The organism is Ureibacillus terrenus (assembly GCF_006569205.1).
Taxonomy (GTDB): domain Bacteria; phylum Bacillota; class Bacilli; order Bacillales_A; family Planococcaceae; genus Ureibacillus; species Ureibacillus terrenus.
This window is the reverse complement of the sequence record NZ_VIGD01000012.1, coordinates 1-17004: the sequence shown is the minus strand read 5'-3', so window position 1 is coordinate 17004 and position 17004 is coordinate 1. Positions and strand designations below refer to the sequence as shown.

General features: G+C 41.1%; 16 protein-coding genes and 1 pseudogene. 4 read left to right on the top strand and 13 right to left on the bottom strand.

The window, feature by feature from the left end; translation table 11 throughout:
- Nucleotides 1-47 precede the first annotated feature (47 nt).
- The 5 genes from FKZ59_RS09865 to FKZ59_RS09845 all read right to left on the bottom strand — a co-directional run bounded on the left by FKZ59_RS09865 (nt 48) and on the right by FKZ59_RS09845 (nt 6519).
- Entirely contained in the window at nt 48-1208 is a 1161-nt protein-coding gene (locus tag FKZ59_RS09865) for a Ger(x)C family spore germination protein (protein WP_181733260.1), read from the bottom strand.
- Nucleotides 1201-2313: a GerAB/ArcD/ProY family transporter gene (locus FKZ59_RS09860; protein ID WP_141602593.1), complete on the bottom strand. Its 1113-nt coding sequence runs from the start codon at nt 2311-2313 to the stop codon at nt 1201-1203. Before FKZ59_RS09860 ends, FKZ59_RS09865 begins: the two co-directional genes overlap by 8 nt.
- Nucleotides 2310-4424: a spore germination protein gene (locus FKZ59_RS09855; RefSeq protein WP_246045861.1), complete on the bottom strand. Its 2115-nt coding sequence runs from the start codon at nt 4422-4424 to the stop codon at nt 2310-2312. The genes FKZ59_RS09860 and FKZ59_RS09855 overlap by 4 nt, the downstream gene beginning before the upstream one ends.
- 149 nt (nt 4425-4573) lie before the next feature.
- On the bottom strand, nt 4574-5536 hold the full coding sequence (locus tag FKZ59_RS09850) for a bile acid:sodium symporter family protein (RefSeq protein ID WP_141602592.1): 963 nt from the start codon (nt 5534-5536) through the stop codon (nt 4574-4576).
- A 98-nt stretch (nt 5537-5634) separates the two neighbouring features.
- Nucleotides 5635-6519: a LysR family transcriptional regulator gene (locus FKZ59_RS09845; RefSeq protein WP_141602591.1), complete on the bottom strand. Its 885-nt coding sequence runs from the start codon at nt 6517-6519 to the stop codon at nt 5635-5637.
- Nucleotides 6520-6603: 84 nt separating this feature from the next.
- Here FKZ59_RS09845 and FKZ59_RS09840 point away from each other — a divergent pair.
- A pseudogene (locus FKZ59_RS09840) lies at nt 6604-7639 on the top strand (DMT family transporter).
- Between the two features lie 76 nt (nt 7640-7715).
- Here the strand turns inward: FKZ59_RS09840 and FKZ59_RS09835 are convergent.
- From FKZ59_RS09835 to FKZ59_RS09820, 4 genes are all read right to left on the bottom strand, one after another.
- Nucleotides 7716-8549 (bottom strand): SPL family radical SAM protein, encoded by an 834-nt coding sequence (locus FKZ59_RS09835; RefSeq protein ID WP_181733259.1) that lies wholly within the window; start codon nt 8547-8549, stop codon nt 7716-7718.
- A gap of 108 nt (nt 8550-8657) precedes the next feature.
- Nucleotides 8658-9218 (bottom strand): DUF4256 domain-containing protein, encoded by a 561-nt coding sequence (locus tag FKZ59_RS09830; RefSeq protein WP_141602590.1) that lies wholly within the window; start codon nt 9216-9218, stop codon nt 8658-8660.
- A 140-nt stretch (nt 9219-9358) separates the two neighbouring features.
- Nucleotides 9359-10183 carry a thermonuclease family protein gene (locus tag FKZ59_RS09825; protein ID WP_141602589.1) on the bottom strand — a complete coding sequence of 275 codons (825 nt, stop codon included), beginning with the start codon at nt 10181-10183 and terminating at the stop codon, nt 9359-9361.
- Nucleotides 10184-10343: 160 nt separating this feature from the next.
- Nucleotides 10344-10970, bottom strand: coding sequence for a hypothetical protein (locus FKZ59_RS09820; protein WP_141602588.1), 627 nt, complete (start codon nt 10968-10970; stop codon nt 10344-10346).
- A 271-nt stretch (nt 10971-11241) separates the two neighbouring features.
- Here FKZ59_RS09820 and mscL point away from each other — a divergent pair, with 271 nt between their 5' ends.
- On the top strand, nt 11242-11637 hold the full coding sequence (gene mscL / locus FKZ59_RS09815; protein ID WP_141602587.1) for a large conductance mechanosensitive channel protein MscL: 396 nt from the start codon (nt 11242-11244) through the stop codon (nt 11635-11637).
- Between the two features lie 23 nt (nt 11638-11660).
- On the opposite strand, the gene FKZ59_RS09810 is transcribed toward mscL, so the two are convergent.
- Nucleotides 11661-12182 carry a general stress protein gene (locus FKZ59_RS09810; RefSeq protein ID WP_141602586.1) on the bottom strand — a complete coding sequence of 174 codons (522 nt, stop codon included), beginning with the start codon at nt 12180-12182 and terminating at the stop codon, nt 11661-11663.
- A 107-nt stretch (nt 12183-12289) separates the two neighbouring features.
- On the opposite strand from FKZ59_RS09810, the gene FKZ59_RS09805 reads away from it, so the two are divergent.
- Nucleotides 12290-12913 (top strand): LysE family translocator, encoded by a 624-nt coding sequence (locus tag FKZ59_RS09805; protein WP_141602585.1) that lies wholly within the window; start codon nt 12290-12292, stop codon nt 12911-12913.
- A gap of 43 nt (nt 12914-12956) precedes the next feature.
- On the opposite strand, the gene FKZ59_RS09800 is transcribed toward FKZ59_RS09805, so the two are convergent.
- Together FKZ59_RS09800 and FKZ59_RS09795 are read right to left on the bottom strand one after the other, a co-directional pair.
- The gene (locus FKZ59_RS09800; RefSeq protein ID WP_141602584.1) at nt 12957-13826 is read right to left on the bottom strand and encodes an AraC family transcriptional regulator; all 870 of its coding nucleotides are present in this window, start codon (nt 13824-13826) and stop codon (nt 12957-12959) included.
- A gap of 231 nt (nt 13827-14057) precedes the next feature.
- Nucleotides 14058-14303: a PepSY domain-containing protein gene (locus tag FKZ59_RS09795; RefSeq protein WP_408057485.1), complete on the bottom strand. Its 246-nt coding sequence runs from the start codon at nt 14301-14303 to the stop codon at nt 14058-14060.
- Between the two features lie 177 nt (nt 14304-14480).
- Between FKZ59_RS09795 and FKZ59_RS09790 the strand changes: the two genes are divergently transcribed.
- A complete protein-coding gene (locus FKZ59_RS09790; RefSeq protein WP_141602583.1) occupies nt 14481-14972 on the top strand; it encodes a hypothetical protein in 492 nt (163 codons plus the stop codon).
- A gap of 322 nt (nt 14973-15294) precedes the next feature.
- On the opposite strand, the gene FKZ59_RS09785 is transcribed toward FKZ59_RS09790, so the two are convergent.
- Nucleotides 15295-16272 carry an NAD(P)H-dependent flavin oxidoreductase gene (locus tag FKZ59_RS09785; RefSeq protein ID WP_141602582.1) on the bottom strand — a complete coding sequence of 326 codons (978 nt, stop codon included), beginning with the start codon at nt 16270-16272 and terminating at the stop codon, nt 15295-15297.
- Between the last annotated feature and the right edge of the window lie 732 nt (nt 16273-17004).

The following is a 17004-nucleotide window of genomic DNA, read 5'->3' as shown; positions in this document are numbered from 1 at the left end:
TATATGCTGACAAAAAATAGCCAGAAGCCAATTCCATGCCAAACACCTCACTCCGTTGTTGTCTGGTTGATGCTTCCCGGTTCTTGAAGTGTGACATTGACAATGCACTTGATTTCACTTTTTGAAAAATAGTTTTCTCCGCTATCCCAATTATCTTTTACTTTTTTCCATATTTTTGGATGATGACGGCTTATATATTCCTGCAGTCCCATTACATCGGTTTGGAAATCATTTTGCAGTTTTTTGACCGCATTTTCCATCATGTCTTCCGCTTTTTCTTCCGTTTTGTCCCGGAACTTATTTAATACTTTATATTCCTTCAGATTTTCCGAACCGGACTGGTCGGCAACCGCCCCCAGAATATGGACTGTTATAGTGAATTTCAAATGATGGGGATCTTTATTTTCTAAATCAATTTTTCTTTTTATACTGATAATTTCAATTGAAAACGGCTCCCCATCCATTTCGGTATCGATGGTTCCATTGTTTTTTAGCCCCCGAATAAAGCTTAATCCCTTAGCCTCTTCCCCCTTCAATGCGCCAACCATCCGCTCCTCCGGTCCGTTATAAATCGCGATTCCTTCATAATCAACCACCGTGTCGGTTTTCCTTGACAAGTATGGCAAAGGGAAACTAGTACCATCAAACATTTTTTCATCAATATCCCCGATCCGCACCAAATCGGTCACGTCGATTCTTTTTTTGTTTTCCAGCAAATTTTTAATATACTCTGCAGGAATTTTCCCATGTTCCGGTTCAACAAACAGCAACTCTTCCGCATCTCCTCTAGTAATGGCCAACTTAATTCCCCGGCGCATTTTCTTATCGCGGAAAAATACATCAAAATATTTCTTCATTTTCCCTTTTTGTTCCACTAAATCTTCAGAAAAAAGAACCACTCCCAAATGGGTGGAATCAAGGGGCCGGCTTGCCTCTTTCGACATTTCCCGGTTTACTTCATAAAGGGTCCGGCCTGTACCGGTGAGATTCCGGTAAGCTTTCCCCCCTACTCCCCCTTCCGTTGCGGACGCAATATTTTCGGGAACCACCAGTTGTTGGGTGAGTTTGATTTTCGACTCCGAATCTTTCGCTACATCAATTGCCATGCCAAAGATAAAAGCCCGATCTTCAATTTCCGTTTGATCCCAACAGGCCGACAACAATACCGCACAAATGGCGCAAATCAGGATTGGTTTCAGCTTAGCCACTTGATTTCCCACCTTTTATCTTGAATGCAATCCCCAACATCAAGGTGACAATGACAAAATATGAAAACATAAAATGTCCAAGCAATTTATTGAAATAGACGATATCCAAGTAAGTTTCCGGCAACATGCTGATCAAAAAGATGATCGGAGAGAGGATTAATACAAGATTAATTTTTTTAAATTTCCGGAATACCATCCGGATCGTCATGACGGCAATATCAAATGCCATCATGGCCGTCGTAAAAAAGATGATGGTCCAAAACAAAAAAAGAAACGCATCAAACCGTTCGAAAAATCCTCCGGGGATTTCGGCACTTCTTGACAAGTCAAAGGTCGGAAAGAACATATTTTGGATTGTGGCATTTCCGAAAACCCCGATGCAGACAATGTAAATTGCCACATTAAACATCATCGTCACCATTACGCCGATCGCGGTCAATTTTGCTGTTTTTTGCGGTTTTTGGACAAGCCCGATATAAAAAAGGACAATTCCAAATCCTAACATATTGACAATGCTATAGTATGTCGATTGTACATATCCTTTGAAGTCCGTTTGAAAAAATGGGAGCAGACCTTCCCACTGAATGATTCCGATAGGCAGCAAAATGACTATCAGCAATCCGCTGATTAAAATGGGGAAAAATAATACATTTAAACGGAAAATCGCCGCCTGTGAACCGCAAACCGCATATATGACCACTAACAAAAAGGCCAGGGACACCACTTCCTGAGGGGTGTAATCAAACAAATATTGATGGGACAGCACCGCAATCTCCCGGACATTATATGCAGTCACCACAATATATTGGATCGAAAAAATTAATGTCATTACCACTGCAACCGGTTTCGATAGAAGATAAGAGGCATAGGACAGAAAAGTTTGATTGGGGAAGGATGTGGCAATCTTTGCCACAATCCATCCGCAAAGGCTTGCAATGAGCCCTCCAAGAAAAACGGACATCCAACCATCGGAAGATAAAGTCGACTCCGCAATGAGCCTTGGAACGGTCAACGTCATTACACCAAAGATATTGGATACAACGGCAATAAAAATGTCCCGGTCGCTGATGATTCCTTGTAAGTCGGGCGATGGCGTTCTGTTCATTGTTTGCGCCCCCCAAGATTGACCTTATGCTGATTCAGCGGCTCCAAATATGCCGGCCGTTTTCTTAATGCCGTCACAGGAGCACGGATAATCAAATCTTTCATATGGTCCAAAAAGTTTGGCGCAAAGGCTCCTGAATAAGGCACCCCAATGCTTTTTAAGTTGACAATATGGATGCAAATCATAATGAAAACAAGGATGATTCCGTACAGCCCCAATATTGACGCGGCAATTACGAAAAGAAATCTTAAAATTCTAAGGCTTACGGAAAAACTGTAATTGGGAATCGTATAAGAGCTCATGGCGGTCAAAGACGTTACAATAACCAGCGCCGGGCCTACAATCCCGGCACTGACGGCAACATCCCCGATCACTATACCGCCAACGATGCCGATTGTTTGTCCGATAATTTTCGGAAGCCGAATCCCGGCTTCCTGCAAAATTTCAAATGTTACAGCCATCAATAACACTTCGACGATTGCCGGAAACGGCCCCCCTTCTCTTGTGGCCGCAAGGGACAAGGTTAATTGGGTCGGAATCATGCCCGGATGATAAGAAGTTAATGCCACATATAAACCCGGCAAAAACAACGCGATGAACATCGCGACAAATCTTAATATTCTCATTGAAGAACCAATCAACCAGCGTTGGCTATGATCTTCCATCGCCAGGAAAGCATCTCCTACTGAAATCGGTGCCATCAAAGCAAAAGGGCATCCATCCACCAGTATGGCGATTTTTCCTTTCATGAGATTGTAAATAACCCTGTCCGGCCTTTCCGTATCAACGACTTGCGGAAACGGCGACAAAAAACTGTCTTCGATCCATTGTTCAATCCTTCCGGAATCCCCCGCAATATCGATGTCAATTGTTTTCAGTCTTCGGTTGACCTCATTGACGATATCGGGATTCGTCAATCCTTCTACATAGCAAACGACTACTTTTTGTTTGGATCTTCTTCCGATTTCATGCACCACGAAGCGGAGATTCGGGTCTCTTAATTCCCCCCGGATCAAAGTTAAATTGATATCCAAACTTTCAATAAAGGATATGCGGGGCCCCCGGATCATGGACTCCGATTGCGGTTCATCCAGGGCGCGTTTTTCGGTGCCGGCCGTTGCCATCTCCAACGCCGTCATTTCCCCGTCCACCATTAAAATGGCATCGCCTGACAGCAGCGCATTAACCGCTTCTTCAAGGGTTGCCAATTTATTAGTATCAGTAACGGAAATAATTTCCTTGTGCACTTGCTCAATCAAGTTTTCTTTAGTACGGATTGATTTGGATTGAAGCATTCTTAAAATGTTTTCATTGATGATATCTGAATTTGCCATTCCGCTGAGATAAAACAGAATGCAAGGAACGCTGACTTCATCATCCGCTCTTTCCTGATGCACTTGTTCATGCGAAGAAGGTTCATGCTCTTTTTCTTGGGCAATGGAAAGTTCAATCTGCGATTTTGGCAATAGCAATTGAACCTTCCGCTCTTTCATGTGTCCACAAGATACATCAATTTCCAATTCACGTACCACTAAGTCAATCGGATTCCCCAATATTCGTGTAATAAATTCAAAGTTGTGTGAAACTTTCTTGTAGATTGGCAATGGCATCTGATACTGGGAATTTTGGTTATTCTGTCCGCCCGTATTTTGATTGCTTTGTTGAGAGGATGAATTTTGGTCGGATTGTTGATTTTGTCCCGCATTGTAATTTTGATTTTCATTTTGATTTTGCCCCTGGCCAATCTGCTGATGACATGTACATTGATGATGATGGTCATTTTGTCCGCCTTGTTGGCCCTGGGCATGTTGATGATTTTGCCCGCTTGAATGGAAAGAATTTATCATTTTGTTGGTTGCGGGCTGATTGTTTTCATTTTGGTCTCCTTGATATTGTTGATTAGCCGAAGGATTTTGTGTTTCCTGTACATGTTGATTGTTTACAGTTGATTGATTTGCATTTTGATTATTTCCTTGCATATTCTGACCTTGGATTGGCCGGGAATGAAAATGCCGGCAATGTGGACAATATTGTGCCTGGTTTCTGCTTTCATTATTTTGAAAATCCGTGTTGGCATGTCTTCCAGGAGGTCTTCTGAAAAATCGTCTCATAACAATTACTCCCACGAATAACATTTACCTTTATTGTGGTTCATTTATTAGGTTTTATACCATGTATTGTTATCCTTTCATTTATTCACAAATGTCCCGAATAAAAAAACTGCCAAAGCAAAATGGCTTTGGCAGTTTTTTTAAACTATTCATTTTTCATTTGCCGTTTCCAAATGGAACCGTTCCTGGTATTTTTCCAATGCCTTGCTGAATTGGGACGCCAAAATCTGTTGGAAAAGCATGCCGAATACAACAGGCAGCACAACTTTGGACGGAAAATAGGTGCCGGCTATCACGACCCCCACCGCGATATTGCGCATGCCGCCTGTAAAAACAAAGGTTGTTATTAGATCGATTTTCTTCCATAAAAAATGTCCAATAATTAAACATAAAGTATATCCGGATAAAGAAATGACCAAAACAAGCAGAATGATTTCAAATATTTCCCATGTAATATGTTTTAAATAAGGGGCAATCACACTGCTGTTGATGAACACGATGAGAAAAAGGCTGATTTTCTGAAAAGGAGCGAAAACCCGGTTCAACTTAGCAACAAAATGTGCATTCCCCTTCTCGTTCACCAACATGCCGATTATTGATGGAATTACGATCATCCAAAGCAAATCAAGCATGATGGATGTTGTGTCAATCGGGATGCTTCTTCCTACGGCAATTTTCGAAAGAAGCGGGAAAATGACCGGTGAAAGCACCGTATCAATTAAAATGATGGATAACCCCAGCGGCAGATTCCCTTTGCATATACTGACCCAAATAAAGCTGGTCACGCCTGTAGGCACCGCAACCGACAAAATAAAGCCGACCATCAGCAAATGATCATCAAACACAACCATTGACAATATGTAAGCCCAGATCGGCATGAATATATGCAGAAAAGCGATTGTCAATAAAATGAACCCCGGATGTTTTTTTACACTTCTTAATCCCTGAAAATTAATGCTGAGGCTTCCGGCGAACGTCATGATAGCAAAAATCCATGGAATAAGAAACCTCATCTGGCCGCCGATTTCTTCAAATAAAACCCCCAATATCAGGCTTAAAGGAGTCAAAATGGGCATCAATTTTTGCAAATACGAATTGAAAGTAGTCAGCATTCCAATAGCCTTCTTTCATTTTTTAAGAAAAGATTGCCAATCTATTTTATCAAATTGCCATGATAAAATTATAGGGAAAAACCGGGTATTAGTGAAAGCTATTTTCCGGATGAGGCATTGTTAAGAATAAACTTTCTGCTTTCTTCGATCGTGTCAATGAATTTTTCCATTGTTGCCGTCAAATAGGCATCCTTTCTTCTGATAAACACCGTTTTCACTTTGCTATATTGCTCCGGCAATCGGTGGCATCGGATTTCTCCCCTTTGTTCCAAATGAGACACGGCTGATCTTGGGACAAACGAAACGCCAAGCCCCATGGAAACGCCGCGCAAAATCGTTTCCAACGTGCCAAATTCCATAATCTTTTGGGGAGCCGCATTTTGATCTTTATACCACTGTTCCAATCGGGCGCGGTACCCGCAGCCTGTGCTGAAACACAAAAACGGTTCGTCTATTAATTCTTCCGGCGTCCGTTCCCTCTGATCCGAAATTAAAACGAGCTCTTCGTCAAAGACATCATGAACCTCAAGATCCGGATGAAAATCGGTCTTTGTTACAAAAGCGCCATCCAGCTTATGATTGAGCACTTCCTTTTCCAAACTCTCCGTCACCCCTGTAAAAAGAGACAACTCTACATTTTTATATTTCTTGATATAAGAAGAGAGAATGGCCGGCAAATGATAAACGGTTTCCACCGTCCCAATTTCCAGTTTTCCCATCGGCTCATTCTGATCCTGTATGGCTTTTTTCATTTCTGCGGTCAACTTCAAAATTTTTTCACTATAGAATAAAAGTTTTTTTCCTTCCGGTGTCAATGTCATTCCTCGGCGATGCCGATGGAACAATGGTGTGTTAAGTTCAGCCTCCAGCTTTTGGATGCGGGAAGTAACGTTTGATTGAACATAATTCAATTCTTTGGCAACTTCCGTCACCGTCCCCTTTTCCGCCACTAGCTGAAAAATTTCCAAATCTTTAAGCTCCAAAGTGATTCCCCTTTCATGTTTCACCTATGGTATCAACATAAATGATGTTAAACATCTTTTTTGTTCGTTTTACGTGATATCAAAATGAAGCTAATATTGATTATAACAATTTCCATTCGAAAAGGGGGAACAAAATTGAAAAATCCTGTCTTGATTGGATCCTTTTTCTGCTTCATTGCCGCGGTCTCTTGGGGTGCCATGTTTCCTGTTGCCCATTCCGCTTTTCAATATATCGATCCTTTCTACTTTACGATTTTCCGGTATGGAGCCGTATCCATCATATTGGCCGGGATTTTGTTTTGGAAGGAAGGAAAAGAAGCTTTCCGGTTTGAAGGGAAAGGTCGGCGTCTGTGGTTTTTCGGCACAATGGCCTTTACCGTTTATAATTTGTTTATTTTTTGGGGGGGAAGATTTGTTGGGCCATCATGGCGTATTGGTCGCTTCCATCATGGAATCGCTCATGCCGATGATTTCCATTGTCATTTACTGGACTTTCTTTAAAAAACGTCCTTTTCCCTTTACATTGGCATGTGTTCTTTTTTCATTTGCCGGTGCGGTGCTTGTTATAACGGAAGGAAAGATTGATGCGTTTTTTTCGGCAGCAGGCAATGTCATTCCGACTTTATTGATTTTGATCGCTGTCGTCGGATGGGTGATTTACACGATGGGAGGCAGTGAATTCCAAGGATGGTCGGCATTGCGCTATTCCACAATAAGCTGTCTGCTCGGCACGTTTACGGCATTGATCATCACCCTGGTAGCGACGGTTTTCGGTTACTTGGACGTTCCTTCGAAAAGCGGGCTTATAGCCGCAGCACCACATTTGCTGTTTATGATTGTTTTTCCCGGGATCATCGCTTTAATCGGCTGGAATGTGGGAGTCAGTTTGCTGTCTCCGGTGAACGGGCTGCTCTTTATCAATTTCGTCCCGATAACCACCTTATTCATTTCCTTTCTGCAAGGCCGGCAACACACGGTTTTTGACGCAATCGGCACAGTTTTGATTATAACCGCCCTTATTTCAAACAATCTATTTATACGATTCATGGAAAAACGAATGCCGGATATGGCAGAAGAACAGCTGCAAGACGGGCCGGTTTGCATTGAAACAACCGATTAATCAATCGATTTTGCAAAATAAAAAGATGATCCCGTCATCTGTCGGATCATCTTTTCCTTTCATGAATTCCGTTCAATCAGTTCAAAAAAGCTTCTTGTCTTGAGATGCGAATCCTTTCACTTTGGAAATGCCGCTTGAAAAATTTCTCCAGTTTGACATGCAGGTCCTTTTGATACCATTCCGAGAAATTATTTTCCGCAAAAAGTTGAGGCATTTTCAACCGCGAAGAACGTTTTCCTTGCGCTCCATCGCCGATTGCCAATGTATCGATCCAAATATAATCGGCGATTCCTCGCAAAAGCTTCGGAAATTCCGGAGTGAAAGGCAATGCGGGGGATACGGCGGCCTGGGTCGTGATGCCGGCAAGGTGCAATTTGCGGAGCGCTTCCATCCTCATTTTGATGCTTGGGGCATAAGGGGCAAAAATCCTCTTCACATCTTCCCGGTCGGTTTCGATCGTCATGGAGACAATCAATGTGCATTGTTCCTTCAGTTGAACAAGGACATCGATATCCCTTTCAATCAATGGCCCTCTTGTTTGAATGACAAGGATATCGGGTGGATTGGCACGCATCTCCTCCAATATCCCCCTGGTGATGCAGGCTTTCCTTTCAACGGGCTGATACGGGTCCGTTGCAGAAGACATGTATATATTGACAGGAAGCTCTTTTTTGCGCAGTTTAACGATTTCCCTACGGTAAACTTCCCTTGCATTTCTTTTAATTTCGACCCATCCCCCCCAGGGTGTTCCTTTGAATTTTTGAATCGGCAATTCCCTGACATAGCAGTAACGGCAAGCAAAGGCACAACCCGCGTAGGGGTTTAAGGAGTGGGTAAATCCGATGTCCAAATAGCCGGTCGTTTTGGTCAAAATCGTTTTGGATTGGATCTCTTTGAATTGGATGGCCATAACAACTCCCTCATTAAATTTTCCTTATCTTAATCAATGCAAATGGATGTCGGTTTCATTTTTCTTCTGGCCGGCCGATATTCTAAAATCTTGTTTGGCTGGCAGTGTTTACACCCTCAACAGTCCGCGAAACCCTCTCGAACTGTAATAGGCTTCAGCCCCATTATGATAGACAAACACATGGCCATAACGGTAATCGCAAAATAAAGCGCCCCCTTGCTTGCGTATATCCGCCGGCGTAAAGATCCAGCTGGAGGTCTTTGTATCAAAAGGACCCAACTTTTGCAGTTCCCGATATTGTTCTTCCGACAACATCTCGATTCCCATTTCTTTTGCCATATTCATGGCGCTGTTTTCGGGTTTATGTTTTTTCCTTGATTCCAGGGCTTCCTGGTCATAACAAAGACTTCTCCGTCCTTTCGGGCTTTCCTTGGAACAATCGCAAAACAAATATTCACCCGTCGTTTCATCATAACCGATGACATCCGGTTCCCCTTCCGTTCTTTCCATTTCATATAAAGACCATAGTTTTTCCGGATGGCTTTCCAATTTTTCTAGAATGTGCTCCCATTTCATCCCTTCATGGCGATGCATATTTTTTTCGAAACGTTCTTTTAGTTTGCTGATCAAATCTTCCATTTGTTCTTTCGTTAAATTTTTATTTCCCATCTTTCTTTTCCCCTTTATGTTTCCTTCTATAAATTTTCCCCATATTCAAAACCGCTAATCGGTTTTTATCTTCTATTTTCCCCGTAATGATCATAAAAAAGTCTCTACCCGATGGAGTAGAGACAAACGTTTTTACTATATCATCTCTCGCTTGGACGGAAGCCTGCCCGCTCCGCTTCCTCCCGGCTGCAGAAATAGCGTTCGCCTTTGGATGGATCGATTTTCGTCACATCATAAAATTGCTGCCCCGGCATATGATAAATTTTTTCACCGTTTGATGAAATATTTCCTTTAATATTGCATTCTCCTGCAGAACCGTTGGACGATGAATCATTTTTTCCTGAATTTTTTTCGATTACCTCTTCATGAAATCCGTCTTCCTGGGCATAATTTTCGATGCTCCAAATGCCGACCCCTTTCTTTTGGGCTTCTTTTTGGATTTCATAATAGCGGTCCACATACTTTGTATTTGGCACATACACATAGGCGACCCTTGCCAGACCATTTTTCAGCAACTCTTCCTGGACGCTCTTCCCGTCAACATATACATAGTAGAGGAGCCGGCCATATTTATCCCTGTCGCTCACGTCCTTTTCCAGCTGAACCGTCTTTCCTTCCAACATCTTTTTCGTAAACTCTTTTGCATCCTGGCCAAACGGCTGTTCACCGAGGCGCGGATGGTTTGTCTCCGGCGTGTCCACCAGCAAAAATCTTACCGTTTCCGTTTGTCCGTTGATTTTCACTTTAATCGTATCGCCATCGACGACCGAAACGACTTCCGCATCGATTGTTTTCATATCTGCCGGCAACTCGGATGACGTCTGTTCCTGTCCTTTGCCCTGTTCTGTTTGTTCTACAGGTTGGGCGTTTCCTTCCCCGCCAACCGAATCGGCAGTCTCACTCGCGCATCCGAATAATAATGCGGCCGAAAAAACGAAGTACAGTATGTATCTCAGCCTTTTCATTGAAGCTCTCTCCTTTGAAGCATTTTTGTTTTATTTCAACCATACTAAATCAGTTCATAGAATACAAATTTTCCTATGGCATCGCAAATGATAGAGTCAAAAATTTATAAAAAAAATCCATTTTGAACTTGGAGAAGTCAAAATGGAATGGAATGTTCCCCTAATTTATTTGTGAAAATACGTAAAACAGGATCAATTGAAAGATAATGATGGCGAATGCGAGTGCCGCCGCCGCCCCCACAAGAAGCGATTTCCTTGCAAATCCTTTCAATTCCGCTTCTGTTGAATGGTCCATTTTTTGATTATTTAAAACGGTCAAGATGTTTACCATGAGCAAAAAGAAAAGGGTATACATTATAAAAAAGAGGGTATCCGGCTTAGAAAAAAAATTTTCCGCCGACTTCCCGCTCCCGAACGATAGAAAAAGGAACAAAACCCCAAGAATCACATATAAAACAGCCTCAAATTTGCGACGTCTATACCATTCGTCTCCCAACTTTTCTTTTTCATATTTCGCCACTTTTTCAAGAAGGGGAATCATGGATTTTGTCGAATCGGTCTTGATCAATCGGATCACTGCAAAAATGACAAAATAGATCCCGAACGCCAGATAAAAAAGCGAAGTCCTGATGGTAAACACACTGCTGCAGATATAATAGACCGCCAGTGCCGCCAATACCAGAAAATTCATTACTGCCAGCTGCTTCATTCGCATCTTTTGGATTTCCTTTTGATCCATTGCATCATCTCGCCAGTATTCCATTATAATGGAAAATATTTCTACCATTATTATAATCTCCGGATTATGGTGAGTAAATATTGAAATGGTTTCATTCACCGCTTTATAGGGTATCTGATTTATATATCAAAAAAATTCTGAAACTTCTTGCGATGGAAAGCGTTTAAAGAACTTATCTTAAATGGGCATGTCATCGTTGTTGAACCATAAGACTTTGCATGCTATGCTGTGTAAGTCTACATAGAAATGGTTCATTCATCCTTATCAAGGAATATTGTTTTTTCCCATCAAAAAATACATAAATTTTGGAGGTTTCCGAATGTGGAAAGAATTTAAAGAATTTGCCATGAAGGGGAATGTCATCGATCTTGCCGTAGCCGTTGTGATCGGGGCCGCTTTTGGCAAAATTGTTTCTTCATTGGTGGACAACATCATCATGCCACTTGTCGGGGTTCTTACCGGGGGAATCGATTTTACCAAATCATTTATTTGGCGAGTAGGGGATGCAACGGTTTCCTTTGGCGTATTTTTGCAAAGCGTCATCGACTTTTTGATTATCTCCTTTGCCATTTTTCTATTTATTCGCATGTTGAATAAGCTGACAAAGAAGAAAAAAGAAGAAGTGGTGGAAGAAGCTGCTCCTGAGCTGGATACGAAGGAAGAGCTGTTAAGGGAAATCCGTGACTTGTTGAGAGCACAAAATACGAATAAATAAAGCGGAAAGTGAAGGAAACCCCTTCACTTTTTTAACCGTTCGAAGTCTTTACTTAAACTCGCCCTTTTTAACTTTTTGTGCCTGAATAAATACTGTATATCCGATTGATTGTCATAAGAAAGTTGTATATGAAAATAATTAATATATTCAAGTATGGCAAAAATGAAAACAAAAGCCGAAAGCGTCAGACCCTCTGCCGGCAGCAACGGGTACCATCTGAAAATGTCCAAAACAAAAACGAATGGCGTGACAATGATAAGAACAATATTCATCTTCTGCAGTTTCTTCATCCGCAGTACCACTTTTATTGGTGTGACAGGTGTATTCTCTTTTTTTAACTGCTTCCATTTGGAAAACCAATACATGCTCCCTTGCACTAAAAGGAATTCCAGAAAAATAAATGACAGCCAAAAGGAAGCAAGAGAATATATCCTGTATTGGGGATAGGCTTCATTCCACAACCAACTCACAATAATAAAACATATGACGGCGGCCAGCTCCCCCGTATAAAGGTATGCAAACCGCTTTTCGATACGTTTTCTCAATTCATTTTCCCACTCCCTGAAATATTTTATATATTCCTTAATTAAACAATATCAATTTTTTATCTATGTTAAAATATAAAAAATTTGTACTAAGGGGGTTTAGATCATTGGAGCTGCTTACGGTCTTATCTTTTTTGAGCGTAGCCGCCATTCTTACCATTATGCCGGGGCCGGATAATATGTTCACATTGGCGCAAAGCATGGCAAAGGGGAAAAAAGCAGGCATTTATACGACGCTCGGCCTATGCACAGGGCTAATCGTACATATTGGCGCCGCAACCGCCGGAATCGCGGCCGTTGTTTATCATTCCGCCATCGCGTTTAACGCCGTAAAATATGCAGGAGCTGCTTATTTATTATATTTGGCTTATAAATCCTTTATGGATAAAAGTTCCGGCATAAACTTAGGAAGTGCGGATTCCTTGGATTACAAATCGTTATATCAAAAAGGAATCATCATGAATCTGTTAAATCCGAAAGTTTCTTTGTTCTTTTTGGCTTTATTCCCGCAATTTATCAATTATGAGGCCGGGTACGTTTCCCTTCAAATGGTCTTATTGGGGATTGTATTTATCATTCAAACAATCCTTATTTTTGGCTTAATCAGCGTCTTTGCAGGCAAGGTGGGAGAATTCCTGCGCAAAAATCCGATGATTTCCAAAAAAATGAACTATCTGCAAGGATCCATTTTTACATTGATTGGGCTGAAAATCGCTTTTACGGAAAAATAACATTGCGGCATAACATAATGTTATGCCGCTACACCCACTCTTCCTATTTCTCCTTTTTCTTCACTGCAAACCAAATCTCGCTATATACATTGTTCATATCACTTAAATCGCCTGTAAAGGAAATATTGGGTGCTTCCACTAATTCATAATCCGATGAAGGTAGCCATTCTGAAGCAATTTTTGCCCAAGTTTCTTGCATGACGTTTGGGAATGGGCCTTTTGATGAAAAAATCGCCCAAGTAAGTGCAGGCACTTTTACGACATCAAATTCTTCAAAATCCACATCTTTTGTAGTTAAGTAGCCGATCATATGATCAAGACTCCCTTTTTCCTCCATACATCCATCATCAAAATTAAAAGATGCGTTTACGACTTGAAATGGTTCCATATCAGCATAGCTTCGTAACTTTTCCCTTTGTTCTGGGGTAATGCTCTTTGCTAATTCCACGATTTCTTGATTAATTCCTTTAAATTGAATGGGAACTCTCTTTTTCTTTCCTACAATTTTAAAGGATTCCTTTTTCTCGATTCGATAGTCCATATCGATTCCTCCCTTTATGGTTAATTGGAAGGAGAGCTTCGGAAATGCTTTCAGCCTCGTTGACTTTTTTACTTCTGACGGACTAATACCTGACCATTCTTTAAAAGCACGGGAAAATCCGTCTACCGATTCATACCCATATTTAAATGCGGCTTCTGTGACACTCATTCCCTCATTTTGCAAATCAAAGGTTGCGTTAGATAATTTCCTATTTCGAATATATTCACCTAAAGTCATTCCTGAAAGAAATGAAAAAATACGCCTAAAATGGTAAATCGAAGTCCCCGTAATTTTCTCTATTTCCTTTTCATCAATTTCGTCATTCAAATGAGCTTCAATATATTCCAACGCCTCATTAAGACTTTTCAGCATTTTCCTCCTCCTTCAGTTCATAGTTTAATATCTGACTCATTTTCTTACCCGATATTTTTAGAATGACTTTTATCGGGATAACGGTGAAACGAACTGGATTCGAACCAAGAATTAACCGAAACTTTTTCAGATTATAACCTAAAAATCTCATCCATAATATTCAATAACACTTGTTAAATAAAAAAAGAAATAAGCCGTTTTGCGGGCCTATTTCGTTAATGATAAAAATCATTAATCATAATTATTTTCTTGATCGATTTTGATGATTCGCCCATTTCTTGCGAGAATCTCCACTTCAAATATTTGTCCCTGTTCTGTCATAATAAAAACTTCATAAACTAATACACCATTTTCTAAGTCCATATCCACATGCATGATTCTTCCTGGTACAGCTTGCAGAGCGATCTGTTGGGCTTGTTGCATCGTAATTCTTTGGCTATATCCAGGTCCCTGACCATATGAAGAGTACTGATTCAACAGCGATTTCCCCCTTGTAAAAAGTTGGCTGGTTTATTTATATGCTTTCAAACAGTACCAGGTTCCTTGGCTTTATAGGCATAGCAACAAGGAACAAGATGTTACGATGGCAAATAATTAATTTTCTACATATATTACTGGGGATGGAACTGAATTCGCATATTGTGGAGGAAACCTATGACCAATTATTATTCATTCAGCGGGACCGTTACGGCAATCAGTGATTTTTTCACGGGGCAGAGGAGCGAAATGGAAGGTTGCAATAAATTATTTACTGTGGAAGATGAGTCCGGTTTAATCGTCAATTTCGTCGTCACCCCTTCAACCTATTTCATCAACCAGGAAACGGTCATGATTGGAGACAAAGTGACGGGGTACTATGATGGCGATTTGCCTGCCATTCTCATTTATCCGCCCCAATATCAGGCCCTTGTGATGGTGAAAGAATACCCAGATCGGAATGTGAAAGTCAGCTATTTCGATCATCAATTGATAAGCAGCGATGGACAGCTGCAATTGCATTTAACTCCTTACACCCCGGTTTTGATGAGCAATGGGCAACTCTTCTCGAAATACCCTGGAAACCGGGATTTGGTCGTGATTTATGGACCGGCAACCCGCAGCATTCCCGCGCAAACCACGCCATATCGTATCGTTGTATTATGCTGATATGTTGGAAAAACTTCTTCGTATCAATTAGCGGGATTCTATCGAACAATACAAAGAAATCATCACTTTGCTCAATGATATTGCAGAACAGAATAAAGAAAATTAAAAAAGTGGATTTGGAAATCAAATCCACTTTTTCTGCTCACTGGACCGCTCATTTTATCAAAATCCCTGAAAATCTCCAAAAATTCTTTCGGATAATACACTAATATAGGATAATGCAACATTGACATATATAAATGGTTACTTAAAATAAAATCCCTCCTATTGCCAAACAGAATTCCCCGTCCACAATGAGGAAGGGATATTAGATGTCATTATTTTAACGATTCGCATATGCTTCTCTCTTTTGAATCAGTTCTTCAAATGCTTGATGATATTCTTCATAAAGTCTGTCAACCAACTGGCGGACAGAAGTGATTTCTTTGATCACCCCAATTCCCTGGCCGCTTCCCCAAATGTCTTTCCAGGCTTTTTTGCCGGCTTCTTTAAAGTTCATGGCTGAAGGGTCGCTTTCTTTCAAATTATTCGGGTCCAAGCCGGCGTTAATGATGGAGCCTTTCAAATAGTTCCCATGTACGCCTGTAAAAAGATTGCTGTAAACAATATCTTCTGCAGAACTATCCACAATCATTTGCTTGTATTCCTCCGCCGCCCGGGCTTCATGGGTTGCAATGAATGGAGAACCAATATATGCAAAGTCGGCTCCGATTGTTTGTGCAGCTAAAATAGAGTGTCCGCGTGCAATCGCTCCCGATAAAGCTAATGGACCATCAAACCATTCCCGAATTTCTTGTACAAGAGCAAACGGGCTTTGAGTTCCAGCATGTCCACCAGCTCCTGCCGCCACTGCCACCAGTCCATCTGCCCCTTTTTGAATGGCTTTTTTGGCAAAGGTATTATTAATGACATCATGGAATACAAAACCGCCATAACTATGGGCAGCCTCATATACCTCTTCCCGTGCACCAAGGGACGTAATAATAATAGGAACTTTATACTTAACGCAAAGTTCCATATCCTTTTCTAAACGGTCATTCGTTTTATGAACGATTTGATTAATGGCAAAAGGTGCAGCAGGCTTATCTGGATTTTTGGCATTGTAGCTGGCGAGTTCTTCCGTAATTTCCGCAAGCCATTCATCCAATTGACTAGATGGTCTTGCATTCAATGCCGGCATAGAACCCACAATTCCTGCTTTACACTGGGCAATCACTAGCTTTGGTGTACTAATAATAAACATCGGTGCCCCAATCACGGGAAGACGCAAATTTTGCAACACTTTAGGAACATTTCCCATCCAACCCCCTCCTTGTTTTATGACAATTAAAAAGATTATACGAGAATTTATACTACAAAAATAAGAATATATTAATATTTATAATCTTATTTGGTAAATTATGCAATTATTTTTTTATAAATTCGAATATTTTATAAATTCGAATACTTCCTTTCATCGATATCTTACAAATCGAGTAGGAGGGAGCGATGAACTCCCGTCCTCTCACACCATACGGTTCCGTATACGGCGGTTCAATTAAGATGATTGACGCAAGTTTTTATAACTTCCGTGAATAGCTGTTCTCTTTATGCCAGTGGTCACTCCACCCTCCAAGAGGTCTCCCACGGGATTCACCGCTTCCTTCCTCAAGTGAGGTACTGCGTTTTCTGTGTTCATCATGACTCACTGAATGCCAAGGGCTATTCTCTCTTAATTGTTCGGTCCTTCATAGTTGTTCTAGACCAACTAATACGATGATCTCTGCTGACTTCTGTCTTCGGGGTTTGGGACTTACACCCTATCGTTCATGTACATGCCGGGCGCACATAAAAGGCAGTTTAGTAAGCTTCTGCTTCATCTAAACTGCCGCTTGCAATTCATATTATTTTTCCATCGATTGCTCTGTTCTTGGGAATTCATCAAAATAAGGGGATAAATAAGTTTCTCTTACTTCATGACGGATCCATCCCATAATGCCCACAATTAACACGAACACAGCCGCCGATAAAACAAAGGATTTGAAGGAATCTT